At 44.4% G+C, this 20,487-nt stretch carries 23 protein-coding genes; 18 read left to right on the top strand and 5 right to left on the bottom strand.

The features are described 5' to 3' along the window. Positions 1-96: 96 nt before the first annotated feature. The 12 genes from P6709_RS07535 (at position 97) to P6709_RS07590 (ending at position 11,019) form a co-directional block, all read left to right on the top strand. Positions 97-2,418: a hypothetical protein gene (locus P6709_RS07535; protein ID WP_278240284.1), complete on the top strand. Its 2,322-nt coding sequence runs from the start codon at positions 97-99 to the stop codon at positions 2,416-2,418. Beyond that, entirely contained in the window at positions 2,415-2,708 is a 294-nt protein-coding gene (locus P6709_RS07540; RefSeq protein WP_278240285.1) for an EscU/YscU/HrcU family type III secretion system export apparatus switch protein, read from the top strand. The genes P6709_RS07535 and P6709_RS07540 overlap by 4 nt, the downstream gene beginning before the upstream one ends. A gap of 47 nt (positions 2,709-2,755) precedes the next feature. Further along, the gene (locus P6709_RS07545) at positions 2,756-3,208 is read left to right on the top strand and encodes a flagellar export chaperone FliS (protein ID WP_278240286.1); all 453 of its coding nucleotides are present in this window, start codon (positions 2,756-2,758) and stop codon (positions 3,206-3,208) included. Between the two features lie 4 nt (positions 3,209-3,212). After that, on the top strand, positions 3,213-5,003 hold the full coding sequence (locus P6709_RS07550; protein WP_278240287.1) for a flagellin N-terminal helical domain-containing protein: 1,791 nt from the start codon (positions 3,213-3,215) through the stop codon (positions 5,001-5,003). A 97-nt stretch (positions 5,004-5,100) separates the two neighbouring features. Continuing rightward, positions 5,101-5,538, top strand: a complete 438-nt coding sequence (locus P6709_RS07555; RefSeq protein ID WP_278240530.1) for a YaaR family protein — start codon at positions 5,101-5,103, stop codon at positions 5,536-5,538. A gap of 94 nt (positions 5,539-5,632) precedes the next feature. Beyond that, positions 5,633-6,109, top strand: coding sequence for a flagellar protein FlgN (locus P6709_RS07560; protein WP_278240288.1), 477 nt, complete (start codon positions 5,633-5,635; stop codon positions 6,107-6,109). Between the two features lie 32 nt (positions 6,110-6,141). After that, positions 6,142-7,773 (top strand): flagellar hook-associated protein FlgK, encoded by a 1,632-nt coding sequence (gene flgK, locus P6709_RS07565; protein WP_278240289.1) that lies wholly within the window; start codon positions 6,142-6,144, stop codon positions 7,771-7,773. 15 nt (positions 7,774-7,788) lie between these two features. Next, complete coding sequence (gene flgL, locus P6709_RS07570) at positions 7,789-8,673, top strand: flagellar hook-associated protein FlgL (RefSeq protein WP_278240290.1); 885 nt, start codon at positions 7,789-7,791, stop codon at positions 8,671-8,673. 30 nt (positions 8,674-8,703) lie between these two features. After that, positions 8,704-9,267, top strand: a complete 564-nt coding sequence (locus P6709_RS07575; RefSeq protein WP_278240291.1) for a DUF6470 family protein — start codon at positions 8,704-8,706, stop codon at positions 9,265-9,267. 18 nt (positions 9,268-9,285) lie between these two features. Next, the gene (fliW, locus tag P6709_RS07580) at positions 9,286-9,729 is read left to right on the top strand and encodes a flagellar assembly protein FliW (RefSeq protein ID WP_278240292.1); all 444 of its coding nucleotides are present in this window, start codon (positions 9,286-9,288) and stop codon (positions 9,727-9,729) included. Positions 9,730-9,735: 6 nt separating this feature from the next. Next, a complete protein-coding gene (csrA, locus tag P6709_RS07585; RefSeq protein WP_278240293.1) occupies positions 9,736-9,954 on the top strand; it encodes a carbon storage regulator CsrA in 219 nt (72 codons plus the stop codon). A gap of 207 nt (positions 9,955-10,161) precedes the next feature. Beyond that, the gene (locus tag P6709_RS07590; RefSeq protein WP_278240294.1) at positions 10,162-11,019 is read left to right on the top strand and encodes a flagellin N-terminal helical domain-containing protein; all 858 of its coding nucleotides are present in this window, start codon (positions 10,162-10,164) and stop codon (positions 11,017-11,019) included. 401 nt (positions 11,020-11,420) lie between these two features. Here the strand turns inward: P6709_RS07590 and P6709_RS07595 are convergent, their stop codons facing one another. From P6709_RS07595 to P6709_RS07615, 5 genes are all read right to left on the bottom strand, one after another. Beyond that, positions 11,421-11,900, bottom strand: coding sequence for an immunity protein YezG family protein (locus P6709_RS07595; protein ID WP_278240295.1), 480 nt, complete (start codon positions 11,898-11,900; stop codon positions 11,421-11,423). Between the two features lie 4 nt (positions 11,901-11,904). Next, positions 11,905-12,345 carry a DNA/RNA non-specific endonuclease gene (locus P6709_RS07600; protein WP_336618994.1) on the bottom strand — a complete coding sequence of 147 codons (441 nt, stop codon included), beginning with the start codon at positions 12,343-12,345 and terminating at the stop codon, positions 11,905-11,907. Next, entirely contained in the window at positions 12,345-12,908 is a 564-nt protein-coding gene (locus tag P6709_RS07605) for a pre-toxin TG domain-containing protein (protein WP_278240296.1), read from the bottom strand. Before P6709_RS07605 ends, P6709_RS07600 begins: the two co-directional genes overlap by 1 nt. A 222-nt stretch (positions 12,909-13,130) precedes the next feature. Continuing rightward, complete coding sequence (locus P6709_RS07610; protein ID WP_278240297.1) at positions 13,131-13,514, bottom strand: hypothetical protein; 384 nt, start codon at positions 13,512-13,514, stop codon at positions 13,131-13,133. 17 nt (positions 13,515-13,531) lie between these two features. After that, positions 13,532-15,475: a T7SS effector LXG polymorphic toxin gene (locus P6709_RS07615; RefSeq protein ID WP_278240298.1), complete on the bottom strand. Its 1,944-nt coding sequence runs from the start codon at positions 15,473-15,475 to the stop codon at positions 13,532-13,534. A gap of 227 nt (positions 15,476-15,702) precedes the next feature. Here P6709_RS07615 and flaG point away from each other — a divergent pair, with 227 nt between their 5' ends. The 6 genes from flaG (at position 15,703) to P6709_RS07645 (ending at position 20,404) form a co-directional block, all read left to right on the top strand. Next, positions 15,703-16,080, top strand: coding sequence for a flagellar protein FlaG (gene flaG, locus P6709_RS07620; RefSeq protein ID WP_278240299.1), 378 nt, complete (start codon positions 15,703-15,705; stop codon positions 16,078-16,080). A gap of 15 nt (positions 16,081-16,095) precedes the next feature. After that, complete coding sequence (locus P6709_RS07625; RefSeq protein ID WP_278240300.1) at positions 16,096-17,571, top strand: flagellar hook-associated protein 2; 1,476 nt, start codon at positions 16,096-16,098, stop codon at positions 17,569-17,571. 32 nt (positions 17,572-17,603) lie between these two features. Beyond that, positions 17,604-18,005 (top strand): flagellar export chaperone FliS, encoded by a 402-nt coding sequence (fliS, locus tag P6709_RS07630; protein WP_278240301.1) that lies wholly within the window; start codon positions 17,604-17,606, stop codon positions 18,003-18,005. Then, positions 18,002-18,349: a hypothetical protein gene (locus P6709_RS07635; RefSeq protein WP_278240302.1), complete on the top strand. Its 348-nt coding sequence runs from the start codon at positions 18,002-18,004 to the stop codon at positions 18,347-18,349. Before fliS ends, P6709_RS07635 begins: the two co-directional genes overlap by 4 nt. A gap of 318 nt (positions 18,350-18,667) precedes the next feature. Further along, positions 18,668-20,152, top strand: a complete 1,485-nt coding sequence (locus tag P6709_RS07640; protein WP_278240303.1) for an alpha-N-arabinofuranosidase — start codon at positions 18,668-18,670, stop codon at positions 20,150-20,152. Between the two features lie 12 nt (positions 20,153-20,164). After that, entirely contained in the window at positions 20,165-20,404 is a 240-nt protein-coding gene (locus P6709_RS07645) for a DUF6171 family protein (RefSeq protein ID WP_278240304.1), read from the top strand. The last annotated feature ends 83 nt before the right edge of the window (positions 20,405-20,487 follow it).

Genomic DNA, 20,487 nt, shown 5'->3' on the forward strand with positions numbered 1-20,487 from the left:
CTAAAGTTGAAAAGCCCTTGTGAGAACAAGGGCTTTTCTTCTGCCAACGCTCATATTTAAAGGCTTATTTTTTATACATGTACAGGAGGTGCAGGAATGATGCAGGTTAATATAGATTCCGCTGTTTCAAATTTTTCAAAGTCAGAGGTCCCGGCTGCCGTTAAAAAAGGCGATATTTTTCAAGTGAGAATAAAAGAAAAGCATGCGAACGGAGAAGCAACCGTAGATCTTCGCGGCCGTGAAATGAAAGTGAAAACGGAGGGGGATCTGCCTTCATCAGGAAAAGCTTTCGTTGAAGTGATCGGCACAAAGGACGGTTTGCCTGTAGTCAAACCTGCAGAGCCTCCTGTAAAGCAAGCGGTGAAACCTTCCGCAGATCAGCAGCTCACCTCATTAAATGGAGGAAAGCCGGTGTCTTCTGATGTAAAAGCGGCAGTCCAGATTTTGCAGGATAAAGGCATTCCTGTGACAAAACAAGCGCTTCAGGAGCTCACTTCTTTTCTAAAAAACAGCAGCGGAAACCTGGATGACAAGCTATACAGTGTAACTGCCGCTGCTCAAAAACAGCTCGACATGTCTGCAAAGCAGCTGCATCTCGTTCACGCTGCTCTTCACGGCAAAACAGTCGGTGAAGAAGTAGGGAAACTGCTGAAAAGTGAAGGACTCGATCCTGCTCTTCAGTCCAAGCTCTCCAACGCACCAAAGCAGCTTTACGATGCGGGAGCAGGCAAATTAGCAGAGGTTTTGCAGACGCTGTCCAAAAAGTTCCCCAATGACCCTGTGCTTAAACAGCTTTCTCAAGAGCTGAAGAGCGGCGCCAGTCTCAGGCAGATTGCTTCCGCATTACAGACCGGATTTTCAGCTGAGCTGACAGCCGATTTATCTAAAAAAGTGTCTGATGCAGCAAAGTTAGAGGCGCTTATGGTTTCAAAAATGACGGCACTTTCCAATCAACCGTCTTCTACTCTTCAGTCTCCATCCGACCCGGCACTGGATCAATTGGTAGATTCGCTGCAAAAAGCGATCATAAACGTTCAGAAAAACCCTGATATGACTGGAGTGTTAAAAGAAATCCAGCAGACGGTACTTGCTTCTGAGCAGCTGCCTGCCTCGCTGTCGCAATCGATTCAAAAGGCTGTGGAAAAAGCGTCAGCTTCACTTGATCAGGGACGTGAGCTTGCGGCGAGGCAGGAAGTGATGCAGGCCCTTCAGCCCGCGCATATGCAGCTGAAACCACAGACGTCAGCAGGAGACGAAGGCTACCAGCTTTCCGAGCAGCTCGCTGCCGCACTTCCCGCTCAGTCAAAGGATTTTATCGTAACAAGAATCTCTGAAAAACTGTCGCAGGCGGCCATTGATTTTAAACAGATTAAAAGAGATATTACGAGAAATCTCCAGCATATCGATCAGCAGCTGCTTTTACAGCAAAAAAGAGCGGTGCCGCAAGTAAAGCCGATGCTTGAAGCGACGATTAAAATGCTCGATCAGGCTATTTTAAAAAGCGACTTTATGCTGTATACCGATATGGCAACGGAAAAAAAGCTGTTAAAAGGAAGCTCCCAGCTTGCAGAAGCAGCGAGACTAGTGGCAAAAGGCCAAACAGCAGAAGCAGCCAAAGTGGTGTCTGAGGTTAAATTTATGATGGAAAAAATCAATTTTAAGCCGGCAGATGTGCGGGTTCAGCATATGGTGTCAACCGAGCTTCTTCAGCTTGACCCACCTTCTCTTTCAAAGCAGGCGGCGACGACAGTCAGTCATTCCATGAACATGCTGCACCAGGAGCCAACAGGCCGCCAGCTTTTTGATCATGTGAGAGGAATGGGCTTAACGCATGAGCACGAACAGTCGCATGCTCTTTTAACGAAGGGGAAGCCGCAGGAGGAATTAAGCGCGTCGCTTAAAAGCATGCTGCTGAAAATGGCGCAGGGAGAAGGCGAATCCCAAGCCGGCAAAAGTGATCCGATGCTCACGCAGCTGACAGGCCAGCAATTGCTCAGCAAAACAGATGCAAACGGCCTTCAAAGCATGGTGATGACGCTTCCTTATCTTCTCGAAAATAAAGTGGAGGAATTTAAAGTATTTCTTCAATCAAAAAGCGGGGAGCAGAAGGTGGACTGGGAAAACTGCAGTCTGTACTTTTTATTTGAAACGAAAAAGCTTGGAGAAGTCGGCATTGCGCTGACAGCCAACGACCGGATGCTGTCGATTAAAGTGAAAAATGATCTGCCTGGCTTTGAAGAAAAAATGAAGCCGCTCACGTCACTCGCCAAAGCCCGTCTTGAAGACATCGGCTATGAGATTGGCAGCATTCAATTTACCAAACTGCTGAAAGAAACAGTTTCTGCTTCACCTGAGCCAGGAAAAGAGCGATCCGCCATTCCGGCCATGACCGAGAAAGGGTTTGATTTCAGTATATGATGCCGCACTATTTTAATCAGATTGCCAGAAAAAAAACGAGCGGTCCTTCTGCTGCGGTCATTCGCTATGATGAAAATGGCGGAGCACCAAGTGTTGTGGCGCAGGGGAGCGGTGCACTTGCCCAGCGGATTATCGAGCTTGCCCAGGAGCATAATGTTCATTTAGAGGAAGACGAAAGCCTGCTTGCCAATTTACTCGATATTGACCTTGGCGACAGCATCCCCCCGCAGCTGTATTCCGTTATTGCAGAGATGCTGATTTTAATCGAGGAAATGGAAAAAAACTATTAAACAACCGATTCTCCAGCCGATATAGACAATAGGCAGGAGGAGAACAGATGAACTTTCTAACAAAAGAATTACTTTATCAAAAATCTTCACAGGAACTGACTTCATATCTTTATGAAGCAGCGATTACTCAATTAAAAGATGCTATTCAATTAATGGAGCGCAAGCAGTTTCTGGAAGCAAATAAACGATTGCAAAAAGTAAATGATATTATGCGCCGCCTCGGAGCAGGGCTGAATTATGACTCAGGCATCATTGCCGATCAGCTGGATGCGGTGTATAACTACATAGCGCAAAAAACCATTGAGGCAAATATAAAAAAGGATGCGCAGGGGGCAAAAGACTTGCTCGCCATTCTGGAAGAGCTCTCTGCAGCGTGGACCGAAATTTTAAAAACAAAGCCAGCAGCCGCAAAGCCTGCCGGTAAAATAGGAACCTCTCAATACGAAAAACACATCATGGTGCAGGAGCGCAATCTGAATCCAATGGAAGCGGGGAAGTAAAAGAATGAGAATTAATCATAATATCCAAGCACTAAATGCCTACCGAAATTTAAATCAGACAATGGGTGCAACATCGAAAAGTCTTGAAAAGCTTTCTTCCGGTCTTCGGATCAATAAAGCAGCAGATGATGCTGCAGGACTTGCCATTTCTGAAAAAATGCGTTCTCAAATCCGCGGCCTTGATATGGCAGAGCGGAACTCCCTTGATGCGATTTCCCTTGTGCAAACAGCTGAAGGCGCCCTTTCTTCCACTCATGATATTCTTCAGCGTATGAGAGAGCTTTCTATTCAGGCGGCAAACGGCACTCTTGAAGAAACAGACCGTGAAGCGATTCAGTCTGAAATTAACGAATTAACTTCAGAGATTGACCGGATTGCAGACACCACACAGTTTAACCAGAAAAAACTGTTAAACGGCTCGGATACAGGAAGAGCCTTCCTTGAAACGACGAATGCACAAGTTGATTATAAAGGTCTGGGCGTATTTGGCGGAACGGTAACGGCAGCACCAAGTGAGCCGGCAAGTGCAAGACTTGATTTCCCGATGTCAGTGGGAGAATTGAATAATGCAGGCATTGAAGGCAAAAAGTTTACGATTAATGGCAAAGTATACGAAATTGATAACGCAGCTTCCCCTACAGCAGGATTAACCGCTTCAGGCAATATTGCGGTCAATGTAACCGGCTGGAATACAGCAGCAACAACAGATACAGCGAAAATAGGCAATATTAATACATTAGTTAATGCACTGGAAACAGCTGTTCGAACAGCTGATCCAAGCTTTACCGTTGCAAAAACACCTGCTACAAATGCCGGTGCGGCAAATGACGGCCAAATTAACCCGGCCGCATTAACCTTCTCCACTCAAAACCCAATGTCGCCAAATGAGGCAGCCGATGTTTCCGTTGCCGTTGATCCGACTCTAACAGGCGCAAGATGGACAAGTCCATTTACCGGAGGACCGGCAACTACATTTCAAGCAAATCCGGAAGCAGCTTCTTCTGAGCGGGTGAGCTTAACGTTCAGCGAAACACCAAAAGAAGGCGACTCCCTGAAGCTTGACGGCTTAACAATCAATTTTGGCAAGCCGGCCGTTCCGTATACAGGCGGAACAGCATCCGTCACGATTGACCCTGAAGGCAAGGATCTGGCTTCAGTTCTAGAAGAAATTGACGGGGTTGTTGGTTCTGCCATTGCGGATCCTGCGACAAAAGCACCGGCACTTGATGAAACGTTCTCTGTTGTTGGCAACACATTAACAGTCGGAACGATTAAAACAGATGACGGGGCAGCGAATGGTCTTGAAATTGAATTTAAAGACAGCGATTTTGTCGCGAATCAAGGAAAAGCGCTAAGCGTTGATTTCCAAATTGGCGCCAATGAGCTTGAAATGCTGACACTGACTGTCAATCCAATGGATGCAGCGAAGCTTGGCATTGGCCGCACAGCGGACGGCACCTTCCTGACTGTATCAGGTGTGAATGCTTCTCAGGGCGTCAGTGTCATGACAACGGAGGATGCTTCAAGAGCTATTACCCTATTTGATAAAGCGATTCAATCTGTTTCTGAGGAACGCAGCAAGCTTGGTGCGGTTCAAAATCGTCTTGAACATACGATTACAAACCTGCAGTCAGCCAATGAAAATCTGACGGCTGCTGAATCACGAATTCGTGATCTTGACATGGCAAAAGAAATGTCGACGTTCACGAAAAATAATATCTTAAACCAGGCCGGACAGGCGATGCTTGCACAAGCCAATCAGCTGCCGCAGGGAATTTTGCAATTGCTTCAATAAAGCCGTGAGAGGGAAGAGCCATGGGAGTATAGGCTTCTTCCCCTTTTTTATAGGAGCACGTATGATAGAAGGAACGATTACAAGTGGAGTGATAAAAATGGAAATTCAGCGCATCTCAAAAACAGGACCGGCTAAAGCTTCCGCCAAAGCCGAGACAGCCAAAGAATCCACCTCGTTTTCCGAAGTGATGGCCAAAAAAAGAGGCAGCACGCTCATTGATAAAATGACCGCCATGTCCAAGGAAATTGAAGACCAGGGAAAAGTACTCGCAGAATCCCGATCTGTTGAAGACTTAAAAAAATATAAAAAACTCGTGAAGCAGTTTATGGAAGAAGCCGTCGGCAATGCGCTTCAGCTTGAAGACCAGCGCGGCTTTAACCGCAGAGGGCGAACGAAAGTATATAAAATCGTCAAGGAAGTGGACAAGGGCCTGATTGACCTGACCAATTCTGTGCTCCAAAAAGAGCAAAAAGGCATTGATATTTTAAGCAAAATCGGCCAGATTCAAGGCATGCTGATTAATGTGTACACGTAATAAGTGACAATTGCCTTAAAAGCATTAACTAAACCACAAAAGAGCCGATATACAAAAGAGAAGCACGATCACTTTTTGACCAAAGGAGAACCCAATGACGGGATCATCACTGATTGACTTACTTGAAAAAATGCTGAAGCTGCATAAAAGTCTGCAGCAGATCTCTATAAATAAAACGGCTGTCATCAAGGAAGGTAATCTGACCTCCTTAACAGCCCTGATGCAGGAAGAACAAAAGCATATCCATGCCATTAACACACTCGAGCAAAAACGCATCGGACTGATGACAGAGCTGACCGGCAAAAACAATGCAAGCCTGCAGGAAGCACTTCCACATATAGAAGAAAAAGAGCACGAACCTCTTTTGCACATGCAGGAAGAAATGCTTGCCGTGCTGACAGCGCTGAAAGAAACCAACGCACTGAATCAGCTTTTGCTGGAGCAGTCGATGCAGTTTGTTTCGCTGAATATGGACCTGCTGATGCCGAGCGCCGATGGGCAAACCTACGGCAATCGAGGCGACGATCAATCAAATGAAACGATCAAGCCGCTTTTTGACTCACAAGCCTGACCTGATTATCTGACTACACTGGAGGTTGAAGAATGTCTACTTTTCACGGACTCGAAGTTGCAAGACGCGCCTTGAACACACAGCAAAGCGCCCTGCACACAACAGGTCATAATATTGCCAATGCCAACACACCGGGCTACTCAAGACAGCGTGTGAATTTCACGCCGACTGAGGCCTTCCCGACGGCTGCCATGAACCGCCCGCAAATTCCAGGACAATTGGGAACAGGCGTAGAAGCAGGCTCCATTCAGCGGGTGCGCGAGAGCTTTCTCGACGATCAGTTCCGCAATGAATCCAATAAACTAGGGTATTGGGACGCGCGTGCAACCTCCCTCAGTAAAATGGAGGATGTGATGAATGAGCCGACAACGAACGGGTTGTCTGCCGTTATGGGAGAATTTTGGCAGTCGTTGCAGGATTTATCCGTCAATCCGGAAAATACTGGTGCCAGAGGAGTTGTCCTTGAGCGCGGCCAGGCAGTGGTGGATACGTTTCATTATGCCAGCGATTCCCTTAATACCATCCAGAAAGATATCGGCAGTGAAATCGGCATCGGCTTAAAAAGCGTCAATTCCCTGCTAGAGCAAATCAGCGGATTAAACAGCCAGATTGCAGGCGTTGAACCCCACGGCTATCTGCCAAATGATTTGTATGACAAGCGGGATGCGTTAGTGGACGAGCTTTCACAAATGGTAAAAATCAATGTACAGAAAACACCTTCAGGCGGAAATGACCTTAAAATCGCTGAAGGCGTTTATACTATCACGCTTGTGAGCGAAAACGGCAAAGAGCAGCCGCTTGTAACAGGAAACCGGTTCAACCAGCTTGGATTTGCAGATGCAAATGGCAGAATGGCGGATCAAACCCCGGAAACCGTTAAAAATCTTCAGCTTTTCACAAGTGAAGGAAAAGCACTGAACACATCTTTGCCGTTTGCCAATGAAAATGGCACGATTCAATTCGCGCAAGGCAAGCTCCGCGGCATGATCGAATCCTACAGCTACAGTCATACAAACGCTAATGGCGAAACCGTTGAAAAAGGACTTTATCCGGATATGCTCACTGACCTGGATAAGCTCGCTTTTACCTTCGCGAACGCCTTTAATGCCGTTCATGAAAAAGGAACCGATCTTCAGGGAGAGCCTGGAAAACCATTCTTTGAACTTGCAAATTCGGCTTCATTTCAGGGAGCAGCAAAAGGGATCCAGCTTGCTGACCTCAATCCACAGGATATCGCAGCTTCCATGTCCATATCCGAAAACGGAGAGGTAAACGCAGGAAACGGGCAAAATGCCATTAATCTTTCCAATATTCAAAGCATGATCTTGTCAGACGGTGCACTAAAGCTTGAAGGAACAGACGAAACGATTGATCTTCCGGGTTTAAGCGCGATCGAAAACGGATCCCTAAATGCCTTTTATGAAGGAATGGTCGGTCGTTTAGGCGTCAATGCGATGCAGGCAAACCGGATGGGGCAAAATAGCCTCGTGCTGACCGAGTCGGTTGAAGAAAAACGTCTATCAGTGTCCTCCGTATCACTTGATGAAGAAATGAGCAACATGATTCAGTTCCAGCATGCTTATAACGCCGCTGCACGAAGCATCACGATGGTGGATGAAATGCTCGATAAAATTATAAACGGAATGGGCTTAGTCGGAAGATAAGGAGAGTGATCGATCATGCGTGTGACTCAATCCATGCTGTCAGGCAATATGATGCGGAATTTATCATCCAGCTTTGAAAAAATGGGGAAATTCCAGGACCAGATTGCCACACAGAAAAAAATTAACCGCCCGTCAGACGATCCGGTTGTGGCCATGAAAGGGATCACCTACCGCCGCAACATGCTTGAAACGGAGCAGTTTAAACGAAATTACTCTGAAGCGTATAACTGGACCGAAAATTCAGATGCCACACTCGATAAAACAGGCTCCGCGCTTCAGCGTGTGCGTGAATTGATCGTGCAGGCAGGAAATGATACGTATGACGCTGCGCAAAGAAAATCAATCAGCGAAGAAATCGACCAGCTGAAAGAGCATTTGGCCGAGCTTGGCAACACAAAGTTTGGAGATAAGTATTTGTTTAATGGAACCAGTACACTCCAAAAGCCGATCGATCTATCCCAAGATCCTGTCAAGGTATCTGCAAACTCTGAATCGGTCGACCTGGAACTGTCTAAGGGCGTATATATTTCCGTCAATGTAGATCCAACTGCAGTATTTTCATCTGACCTTTTCGATGACCTGGATTCTCTTATTGCCGGACTGAATGATCCAGATACAGAAGGCAAAGATATCAGCGGCTTTTTAAATCAAATGGACGGCCATATTTCAAATGTCACTGATACAAGAGCGAACTTAGGAGCCCGTCATAACCGGGTGGAATTAATGGAAATCCGTGTCGGAGAACAGGAAGTAACCGCAACAAAAATCATGTCCGAAAATGAAGACATTGATTTTGAAAAGGTGATCACGGACCTTAAAGTACAGGAAAGTGTTCACCGGGCTGCACTATCCATCGGTTCTCGTATTGTCCAGCCTTCTTTAATGGATTTCCTTCGTTAAGATAAGATTCTGCGCCATGGGGTGAATGCGATGCAAATTCCGCAGCTACAAATGCAATCCAAATCTGCCAAAATTAACATAAGCTCGACCAAAGCAAGCCAGTCGATTCAGCAGCCGTCAGCTAAACTTGATCTGGAATCACCGAAGGCACAAATGACCATCCGCACGACACCCGGCAGATTAACGATTGATCAATCTCAAGCATGGGCTGCGATGGGACTGAAGCGCACGCCACAGCTGATTCGGGAAGCGGCAAACAAAGGGATGCAGGAAGTTCAGGCTGGCATGAGCCGAAGAACAAGTGAAGGCAATCAACTGATGGAAATTGAAAAAGGCGGCCGCGTCATTCAATCAATTGCCGCACGAAACAGCAACGGCCCTGAGCAGTCCTTTAATATCGGGTTTATCCCTCCGCCTTTTAGTGTTAAGGTAAAGTATCAACAAGGAAGCACTCATATTGACGCTTCTCCTCAAAAAGTCATCAACCGGACACGCGCTCAAAAGCCTGTGATCGACCACCAGGCCGGAGACGTGGCAATCTCCATGAGACAACGTGAATCACTTAGCATGCGTGTCGTCAATACGGAAATTTAACAAAAAGGAATGGGATGCATGACAACTCTTGAAACAAAATACCACGGTCAGATCGAAGCCAACCAGGAGGAATTCTGGTTGTTTGAAAGCGGCATTCCCGGATTTGTAGGCGAAAAACAATTTGCCCTGATTGCGTTTCCTGAAAACGATGTCTTTCATGTACTGCAGTCCACTTCAACTCCGGAGCTTGGATTTGTCGTCACCAATCCGTTTGCTTTTGCCGCAGACTATCAATTTAAACTTGATGACTCGACGGTGAGTGCCCTGAGTCTTGAAAAACCGGAAGACGCGCTTGCCCTCGTCATTTTAAATGTGCAGGAGCCGTTTGAAAAGACGACTGCCAATCTGCAGGCACCGCTGATCTTCAACACAGCCAACCGTAAAGCAAAGCAAGTCATTTTAAACGACAGCGGCTACCAAACACGTCAGCGCATCCTGACCCCCGCTGAAGAAAAGGAGTGACCGCGCATGCTCGTACTGACACGAAAAACCGGTGAAGCCATCAAAATTGGCGATGACATCGAAATCACCGTCATCAGCTCAAGCGGCGACCAGGTAAAACTCGGCATCCACGCCCCCAAGCACGTCGACATCCACCGCAAGGAAGTCTACCTGAACATTCAGGAAGAAAACGAATCCGCCTCCGTAGGCGTCGCCGATGTGTTCAACCTCATCCGAAAACCCTAAGCTGCTCCCTAACCCGGTGCAGCTTTTTTTATAGATGAAAAAAGTCCCGGAAAAACGAAAAAAACTTTTAAAAAACTATTAACAACTCCCACCAAGGTCCGATATAAGTAGTGTAAGCAAAAAGACAGCGGCGCCGCTATCGACTTGCTCGAAAAAACCAACTCGCGAACAAGGACGTTTGCGACACATTCAGGGAGGAAATTACAAATGATTATCAATCACAATATCACAGCTCTTAACACTCACCGTCAGCTTTCAAGTGCAACTGGTGCTCAGTCTAACTCAATGGAGAAATTGGCTTCAGGTCAGCGTATTAACCGTGCGGGTGACGATGCTGCTGGACTTTCAATTTCTGAAAAAATGCGTGGACAAATTCGTGGTTTAGAGCAAGCAGGACGTAATGCTCAAGATGGTATATCTTTAATTCAAACTGCAGAAGGTGCATTAAACGAAACTCATTCTATGCTTCAACGTATGCGTGAATTGGCAGTTCAAGCTTCAAATGATACTAATACAACAGAAGACCGTACTGCAATTCAAGATGAAGCAAATCAACTTGCAAAAGATATCAATAGAATTGCAAAGGATTCACAATTTAACGGACAAGATTTACTTACTGGTGTAGGTGGTCCTGATGGAACTGGAACTTTCTCTTTCCAGGTGGGGGCAAATGAAAGTCAACAAATTACCTTAACTCTTGCTGATATGACTGGTGGTACTGGTCTGTCAATTGCAGATGGTGATGATGAAGCATCTAATGCTATCGATATTTCTTCGGATGCTGCTACTGCTACTGCTGCAATAACCGTTATAAATGATGCAATTAAATCAGTTTCAGCAGAACGTTCAAATTTAGGGTCATACCAAAACCGTTTAGATTACGCTATTAATAATCTAAACACATCTGCAGAAAACCTTACTGCTGCTGAGTCTCGTGTCCGTGACGTAGACATGGCGAAAGAAATGATGAACCAAACGAAAAACTCTATCCTTTCTCAAGCTGCTCAAGCGATGCTTGCTCAAGCTAACCAACAGCCACAAGGTGTTCTTCAACTTCTTCGTTAATTTTAGGTTTTTTCAAAAGACTTCAGCTCAGCTGGGGTCTTTTTTTATGTGTGGCCGGCGAATGTCAAGGTTGCAGAAAGTAAATTAGACAGATAAATAGGCTGCCGAAACTTAGATTGGGATTGGAGGGGGAGAGGTTGTTTTTTAAAATGAGTGAGTAAATTTAGAGAATATTATATGGAATTGTGAGGTTAATTATAAAAAACACCTGTTGCTCCCATACGCAAAACAGGTGTTTTTTTGGTAAAAAATCTGAATAAGAAAATTAAATGCGTTTGCATCTTAAGCTATTATTTTCTTTTAACAGAGGTCTTTAGTGAAGTTAGGTCATTATTATCTTTATAGTAATCCTCAAATTGTTCTTTATCTTCATCTAACAAAACATATGTTGATCTATACATTTATTTGTCCTCGAATTTTTTCATTCTCTCGATTAACTCTATATCGAATTGTTCTTTATTCCGACTTACATATTTATATTGAAAATATTTAATCCTATTTGATGGGCCAAATTCACTATTATGCCAATCTGTGTAATCAAAATTTATATTTAGTTTTCCAGATGAATTAAGTAATAATGTTACCGAAAACCAAGGGTCTTGATCATTATCAATGAACACCTGTTGCAGTTTAACTGTTAGTTCAAACAATTTATCAAGCTCTTCATCATAGGAACTCTCATCTATAGGATAAATATCTGGTATATCGTGAGAATAAACTGGCTCATTACTGTCAACAGGATAAAAAAAGAAGAATACTCCCCCTTCATTATCCTTCACTTCCCCATTAAAATAAAAGTCGGTCCATTCAATAGGAATTATATCGTTAACCTGTTGAGCAATCTGTTTGTATAGTTCATTTAGTTCAATTTCAAAGCTCACATCCTCAACCTCCTGATTTATTTTTTATCTTCAACCTTACTTGTAGTTCGCCTTCAATTTGATATCTTATTTTATACGAATCTGGGCGTAATGAATCATTTAAATATATTGGTTTAATATTTACGGAAACTTTCTTTGGAGGTACCTCCTTTAGTGCTTTTACCCATTCAGTCTCCATATTATACCAAACTCCACCACTCCTATTAATCTGACTATTTTGTGGTACAAGATTATCAATGTCTCCAGGACCATTAAATTGTGCACCTATTAAATGACCACCATCATCATCAGGTAATCTATCTCTTTTTCCTACATTTGCTTGTGCATATTTATTTCTGTCAGCCTTTTTTAAAATAAGTTCAGGAGCCTCAACATTAACTATACGCCGAAGTTCATCGGTAGTGTATCTATAGTCATCATTTGTTACATACTTTGCATTTGGAATTAACTGTTTTTTCCGTTTTTACCTTTGACAATATGTTTTCCGAAATCAATTTCTTTTATTTCCTTAACAATATTACCTTTATTCGTACCCTTAACCCCAACCCCCAGCACATCAGTTCCATTGCCCTTAACCATTTTCATCCCCGCACCAAATGGAAGCATGGAGCCCATCATGAGCATTTTGGTTTTTTGTTCTGCGGTGACTTCGTTGCCGAGGAGGTCCTGGCCGAAGAAGAAGCCGGATAAGCCGTTGGCGCTGACGAGGCCGTAGACGCTTTTTTCTGAGTGGGAGACGCGGGTGAAGGCCTGGGTACTGGATTTAAAGGCCGTCAGCGGTGCGGTGGCTGCTTTTGATCCTTTTGAGACTGCGAATACGGCTTTTCCGCCCTTAGCTACTTTGGAGGCGGGTCCGAGAATCGGGACAATGCCTGCTGCGGCCCAGGCGGCTGCGGCGGTTCGTTCAGATGCGCTGAGCTCCCGGCCGGTGACAGGGTCGACGCCGGTTGATGCTCTCACTATAATAATAGTCAAGAAAACAGGAGGGAGTTTGAAATAGTTCATCATGCTAATTCGTTCTTAAGCTAAATTTTTTATCACAATGAGAGGCTGCATCATAAGGTACGGCTTCATATTTAGCTTCACTTTTATGAGTCATTTCATTTTTTTCTAGAGTAAGGTTAACTGAAAAGGAATATAGCAAAAAGCCCTATTGAGATTCGTACTCTGCAGGGCTAAGTAATTATTTGAAATTTCAATTAGTATTTATGAGGCTTAACATAGTTGTATTCATTTTATGTTTAAGAGCGTTTTCTCTTCAAACATCTCAACATCTGAAATAGGAACTACTTTGATGTATTCACTTTTTCCAAATGTTTCCATCTTATTGTCTTCCGCTAATTTTAAATCTGTTGTGTATATTTCTATATCTGCTCCAACAGAGCGACTAACTTGAAAAACATCTCCATTATATACTGCTAGACTTGTAATTGAATAGACTTCTTCTAGATCATCCAACTTGACTTGTTTTGTATAGACCTCATTTCGATACAATTTAAACGATGCATCTATAATAGTTTTGTCTGTTGTGACAATTTCATAGAGACCGGCCTGATTATGAACAAACCGATACTCTTTTCCATTGTATAAACAATAAGTATCATTTCTGACCATTAACTCTCCTCCTTTATTTACTCTATTACTTTTATAAACCTGCTTAACTTAGCATCATATACACCAACGAGTTCTTCAACACCGTTTGTGACTTTGAAAATTTCAGCGCCATCTTGTGGCTTCATGAAACTTCTTGCTTCAAATTCTGGAATTAAACTTCCATCTCTAGCAGAAGTAAATCCATTACCAGTTTGAGGATAGCCAAAAGAGGACTTAGCATTTGGTGTGTCAGAAAGCTTATTAGAATATGGTATTTCTAACTTATTTACTTCTTCAGACTTAAATCGAATGACTGCATAGTCAGTATCTTTAGAAAATTTTGTTCCCGGGTAATCTAAACGAAGCCCGTCAAAGACATCGCTCGCTGAATTTAGATGTTTCACATCGTTGGCTTTAGCTATACATCCTCCTATTGCTGCATAAGGATCTGTATCTTTCAAATAATTTTCAATATCACCTGTTGAAATGACTTTTTGTAACATTGTATTTTTATCAGGTGATGGTACTGCATCCCTAAAATTCTTTAAAACTGCTTTTTCTGCATCGGAAAGGTTATCGACTTTACTCATTACCAAAACATGCAGCTCTGTTTCACTGATCTCATGTTTAGTCAATAAACTTTTAAAAGTAGTAGAGGATTTAAAACTATCTAGTTGCATAAAATTACTCTTATTAAGAGGAGGTTTAACCAAATCATCCGTCCTCTTAGGAACACTACCCAATACATCAGCCCCATTGCCTTTAACCATTTTCATCCCCGCGCCAAATGGAAGCATGGAGCCCATCATGAGCATTTCGGTTCTTTGTTCTGCGGTGACTTCGTTGCCTAGGAGGTCCTGGCCGAAAAAGAAGCCGGATAATCCGTTGGCGCTGACGAGGCCGTAGATGCCTTTTTCTGCGTGGGAGACGCGGGTGAAGGCCTGGGTACTGGATTTAAATGCGGTCAGCGGTGCGGTGGCTGCTTTTGATCCTTTTGAGACTGCGAATACGGCTTTTCCACCCTTAGCTACTTTGGAGGCGGGTCCGAGAATCGGGACGATGCCTGCTGCGGCCCAGGCGGCTGCGGCGGTTCGTTCAGAGGCGCTGAGCTCCCGGCCGGTGACAGGGTCGACGCCGGTTGATGCTCTCACTGTATCATAATAGCCTGAAAATTCGCCAACGAAGTTTTTCGTGCCGTCCAGAAATTTTTGAAGTCCGGAGCGGGCATCAAGTTCGGCTTGCCGTGCCTGGGCTTCGCGTGCTTCGTGCAGCTGTTGTTTATGCTGAATGTATTCGGTGCTGCGCTGCTGGGATGCTTCGATGGCAGCATGGGCTTCGCTGTTTTCATAGGCGTGTACATTAAAAGACATGGGCGAGAATGTTCCGTTTTGTGTGGTGGCTTGAAGCAATCCTTCGATCAGGGCAAGAATCAGTGTTTCAGATTCAACTGACAGACCGTACTCATCGGTCAGAACCTGATCAAGCTCTTCCATTTGTTCAACCGTGTCATCTCGCTTGTTTTTCGCGTCCTGCATGGATAGTTCAATCTGGGATGGGGAGTAGGCTTCAAGTGAGACAAGATCTCGGATGCGCGAGAGGATCGCGGATAGATCCTCGTGCTGCTGCTGAATCATGTCCGCTGTTCGTTTGTGAGCGGCATTCAGGTCGTCTTCCAGGAAAGGTCCATCCATCTTCGTACTGCCGCCGAGTTTGCGGTCTTCTGCCATCGCTCCGACATCTTCCATAAACGCAATTTGCTGCTCCACCAGCTGCAGCCACATGTCCACGACATCGATTTGGGCGGTGAAAAATCCTTTAATGGCTTCGGCTGCTTTTCCTTCAAACGCTTCGCCAAGGTCCGTTACGGCTCTCATTTTTTCCCGTAAGACGTCCAGGCTTTCGCGAAAGGTGACGTACTGGTTTACACGCTCTTCCATCGTTTCTTTTAAAGCGGCTGCATCATATCTGACTGTTTGCGTCATCGCTTCACTTCCTTTAGTTTCTACTATTTTCCTTTATTGTAATGAACAACATCCATCCGCTTCAACTTTAAATAGGAAAAGACTTGAAAATAGGCTATTAGTCACAAACAGAAGGCTTACTTCTTTTGTCTATTGAAAAAGAACCGCTACTTTTCTCGAAAAATCGTTAATGATATGTCAAAGAGGCCGATATAAACAAAAAGAACCCTAAAAGGCGGGTGCCGAGTATGGAGAAGGTTATGTCATCTTTAACGACCAGGGAAATTGCTTCACAGTCATTGCCTCAAAATGCCCCAAAGGTAAACGAAGGAAAAGAAAGTTCTGCAAAAGAAGTCGTGGAGCTCAATCATGGACCAGGTTTTGCTTCACGCATTGATACCACTAAGGTAGATAAAATCGTGAAAAGCATGAATGAGTTTTTAGCAGCTTCTCCAACGCCTACACATATAAAATTTGAATTTCATGAAGGCCTGAAGGAATATTACGTAACCGTGGTGGATGAAATGACAAAAGAAATTGTGCGGGAAATCCCGGCAAAGAGGATGCTTGATATGCACGCATCGATGACCGAATTTTTAGGATTGCTGGTAGATAAAAAGATCTGAGGGAAGTGAAGCGAAATGAGTATGAGAATTAACGGACTTGCTAGCGGCATGGATATTGATTCGATTGTGAAAGAGATGATGAATGCCAATCGGGTGCCGCTCGATAAATTGACGCAGCAAAAGCAGTATACAGAATGGCAGCGGGATAATTACCGTGATTTAAATAGGAAAATGAATGACTTCAGCAATCTTATTTTTGATACGGTGCTGCGGCCTTCAACGTTTTCACAAAAAACAGTGACGAGCTCTTCGCCTGACGTTTCCATCAGAAGTCTTTCTGCGACAAGCGATATGGGCGGGACCATTAATGTCAGCCAGGTGGCGCGTGCTGCGACTCTTCGAAGCGACGCGAAAATTGGGCTTGATCCCTCTGCCAAGCTCGGCGTTGCGGGTGATCCTGAACAAACGATCACGATTCAGACGATTAACGAGAAGGGGGAGCTTGATCCCGAAGGCTACACCTTAACGTTTAATCCAGCTGAAGAATCAATGAATTCATTAATTGAGAAGATTAATAAAAACGCGAACGTCAACATGTTCTACGATTCATTTACCGATACCGTTTCTATGTCGTCCAAACAAACCGGAAAAGTAGAGGGAGGCGTTGAGATTAAGCTGACAGGAGACTTTTTTGCAAATACCCTAAAGCTTGATGAAGCCAATATCGTTCCCGGCCAAAATGCCAAGTTTACTTACAACGGTCTTGAGACAGAACGGTTTTCCAATAAGTTTACGCTAAATGGCTTTGAATTTACGATCAATGAAGCCAGCAGCAAGGACATACAATTTAACTCGTCGCCTGATACAGAAAAAATCTTTGAATCGATCCTGAAATTTACGGACGAATACAATAAACTCATTGAAGAAATCAGCAAGAAAACATCTGAAACCAGATACCGTGATTTCCCTCCTTTAACAGATGCACAGCGCTCTGAATTAACCGAAAAAGAAGCAGAGCTGTGGGATGAAAAGGCGATGAGCGGAACCTTGCGTGGAGATGCCACGTTAAACGGCTCCCTGAACAAGATGCGTCAGGTTTTATACAGCGCAGTCGAAGGGCTTGGCGATGCGAACCGCCTGTCTGAGTTCGGCATTACGACGTCAAACAACTACCGTGACGGCGGCAAGCTGATTATTGATGAAACGAAGCTGCGGGCGGCCATTTCAGATAATCCGACTGCCATTTATGATGTGTTTGCAAAAGACAGTCCTGTGAAAGAAGAACAGGGCCTTGCCAGAAGATTAAGAGAAACGATTTCTGCGACAAGAGACGATATTATTGCCAAAGCGGGCCGGGATACGAGTGTGGGCAATACCTATGCCATTGGCCGGAATCTTGAAAATATGGATGACCGGATCGACCGGTTTGAATCCAGGCTGGCGATGCTTGAGAGCCGCTATTATAAACAGTTTTCAGCGATGGAAGTGGCAATTCAAAAAGCCAATCAGCAATCCGCCTATCTGATGCAGTCATTTAGCGGAGGCATGTAAGTTAAGCGTTAAAAGGAAAAAGGAGTGTCAACATGGCTATTCATAACCCGTATGCTGCCTATCAGCAAAATTCTGTCACGACAAAAAGTCCAGGCGAGCTGACTCTTATGCTCTACAATGGCTGCATTAAATTTATCCAACAGGCCAAGCTTGCGATTGAGGATCAGAATATCGAAAAAAGAAATGAATCGATTCAAAAAGCGCAGAAAATCATTCAGGAGTTTATGGTGACCCTGAATATGGATATTGTGGTGTCTCAAAATATGATGGTGATGTATGACTACATGAACCGCCGTCTGATGGAAGCGAATATCAACCATGACCGCGCCATTCTTGAAGAAGTGGAAGGCATGGTAACAGAGCTTCGCGACACATGGAAAACGGTTATCCAGACGCAGCGTCAAAAGCAATTTGGTGCAGGAAATCAGGCATGAGTGCAGTCGAACATTGCCTTCGTTTAACTAAAGCGATTTATTCCATCTTGCTTAACGGAAAGAAGGAAAACCGTGAAGAGTGGATCGATCAGGTAAATGCTCTTTTTGATGAAAGAGAAGAGCTTTTTCCGCAAATCAGTGAGCCTTTTTCACCCGAGGAGCGCGAAATGGGCAACCAGATTGTCAGCTTAAACAGCCGCATACAGGAGCTGTTGGCGACCAATCATCTTCATTTGCAGGATGAACTGTCGAGTTTGCGGTCTAAAAAGACGAATATGAAAAAGTACATTAACCCGTACGATCAGGTTAATCGCGACGGCACCTTTTACGATAAGCGAAATTAATCAAGCGGCCCTTGAAGGCACTGAATCAGACTCTGTTTAAAGAGGAGACCAGTGCCTTCAAGGGTATTTTTTGTTTAAGTTGTACGCACAATTTAGGACTGAGCTGGGAAAACAGCTTTATTTTTCACTTAATTTTCTGAAAACTTACTTGTCAAGAACCGACTAACTCTATAAACTAAAATTGTACGGATGAATTATTCTATTTATCTCTTAATCTCAAAGAAGAACGGACAAATTCCTGCATAAGGAGAACTGTTTGTTGAACTCATTCAAAGAAAAATGAAAGCGATCTCATTTTGTGCAAAGGAGAAGATAACCATGAATAAAGTAACCATCAATGCAGATTTGGAACAGGGAAAAATAAATAAAAATATTTACGGACATTTTGCCGAGCATCTTGGAAGATGTATTTACGAAGGCATCTGGGTGGGGGAGGATTCACCGATTCCCAACACCAATGGAATCAGAAATGATGTGGCAGAGGCGTTAAAGAACCTTCATATTCCGGTGCTGCGATGGCCTGGGGGCTGTTTTGCAGATGAGTATCATTGGAAGGATGGCGTTGGTCCCCGTGAGCAGCGTAAGCGAATGGTGAATACGCATTGGGGAGGCGTTGTGGAGAACAATCACTTTGGCACGCATGAATTTATGATGCTGTGCGAGATGCTTGGAACGGAGCCCTATATTTGTGGAAATGTCGGCAGCGGAACGGTTCAGGAAATGTCTGAATGGGTGGAATACATGACCTTTAACGGAGAGTCTCCGATGGCGGACTGGCGCCGGCAAAATGGCCGGGAAAAGCCTTGGAAGCTTACATACTTTGGCGTGGGGAATGAAAACTGGGGCTGCGGCGGACATATGCGGGCGGAATATTATGCTGATTTGTACCGTCAGTATCAAACCTATGTACGAAATTACGGTGAAAATAAACTGTACAAAATTGCAGGCGGCGCTTCTACAGCTGATTATCATTGGACAGAAGTGCTGATGCGCGAAGCAGCTCCTATGATGGACGGGCTGAGTCTGCACTATTACACGACTCCTGGAGATTTTTCAAAGAAGAAAGGATCTGCGCTGGATGCAACCGAGCAGGAGTGGTTTATCACGCTGCAAAAAGCGATGTACATGAAGGAGCTTATCTCAAAGCATGCGGTGATCATGGATAAGTATGATCCGGAAAAACGGGTCGGGATGATCATTGATGAGTGGGGCACCTGGTTTGATGTGGAGCCCGGAACAAATCCCGGATTTCTCTATCAGCAAAACACTATTCGTGACGCCGTTGTGGCAGGTGTGCATTTTCATTTATTTCATGAACACAATGACCGCGTTCAAATGGCGAATATTGCCCAAACCGTCAATGTTCTTCAGGCCATGATCTTAACAGAAGGAGAAAAAATGATTCTGACGCCAACTTATCATGTATTTGAAATGTTTAAGGTTCATCAGGACGCAGTCAAGCTTGAAATGGATGTAAAGTGTGATACGTATGAATTGAATGGAGAACAGCTGCCTTCTGTCAGTGCTTCTGCTTCAAGAAGCAAGGAAGGAAATGTCACGATCAGCTTATGCAATTTAAACTATCGTGAAGAATCCGTTGTTTCCATTCAGCTTCGCGGACTAGTTGGGGAGATCAATGAGGTTTCCGGCAGGGTGCTGACAGGAAATGAGGCAAATGCGCACAATACATTCGAAGAGCCTCACCGGGTTCAGCCTGGAGAACTGGAAAGCTTCACCCTCCAGGATGGGGAACTGACGGTTACACTGCCTGCCATGTCCGTTTCTGTTTTAACTATCATATAGAGGTGACAGGAGATGACTGAAAAAAGAGGATGTAAAAGCTGTGGTTTTCCCGAATCCATTGACTTCGACCAACTGATGGAAGGGGCTGAACAGACTGCATCAGATGAACTGTACGAGCAAAGACTGGATCTTTGTATGGCCTGTCCGTCCCTCCTATACGGCTCGACCTGTTCATTCTCTGGTGACATCGTCCATTATCGCGCGCTTTTTAAAGAAAAGAGCTGTCCACGTCCGGGCAGCTCTGTTTGGTGATGGACGCTTATTTTTCTGAAAATATAGTTAAAATAGACCTTTTTCTTTAGAAAGTTTGCTATGATAATAAATGGAAAAAGTCC

The sequence above is a fragment of the Jeotgalibacillus sp. ET6 genome (assembly GCF_029667115.1).
Lineage (GTDB): Bacteria > Bacillota > Bacilli > Bacillales > Jeotgalibacillaceae > Jeotgalibacillus.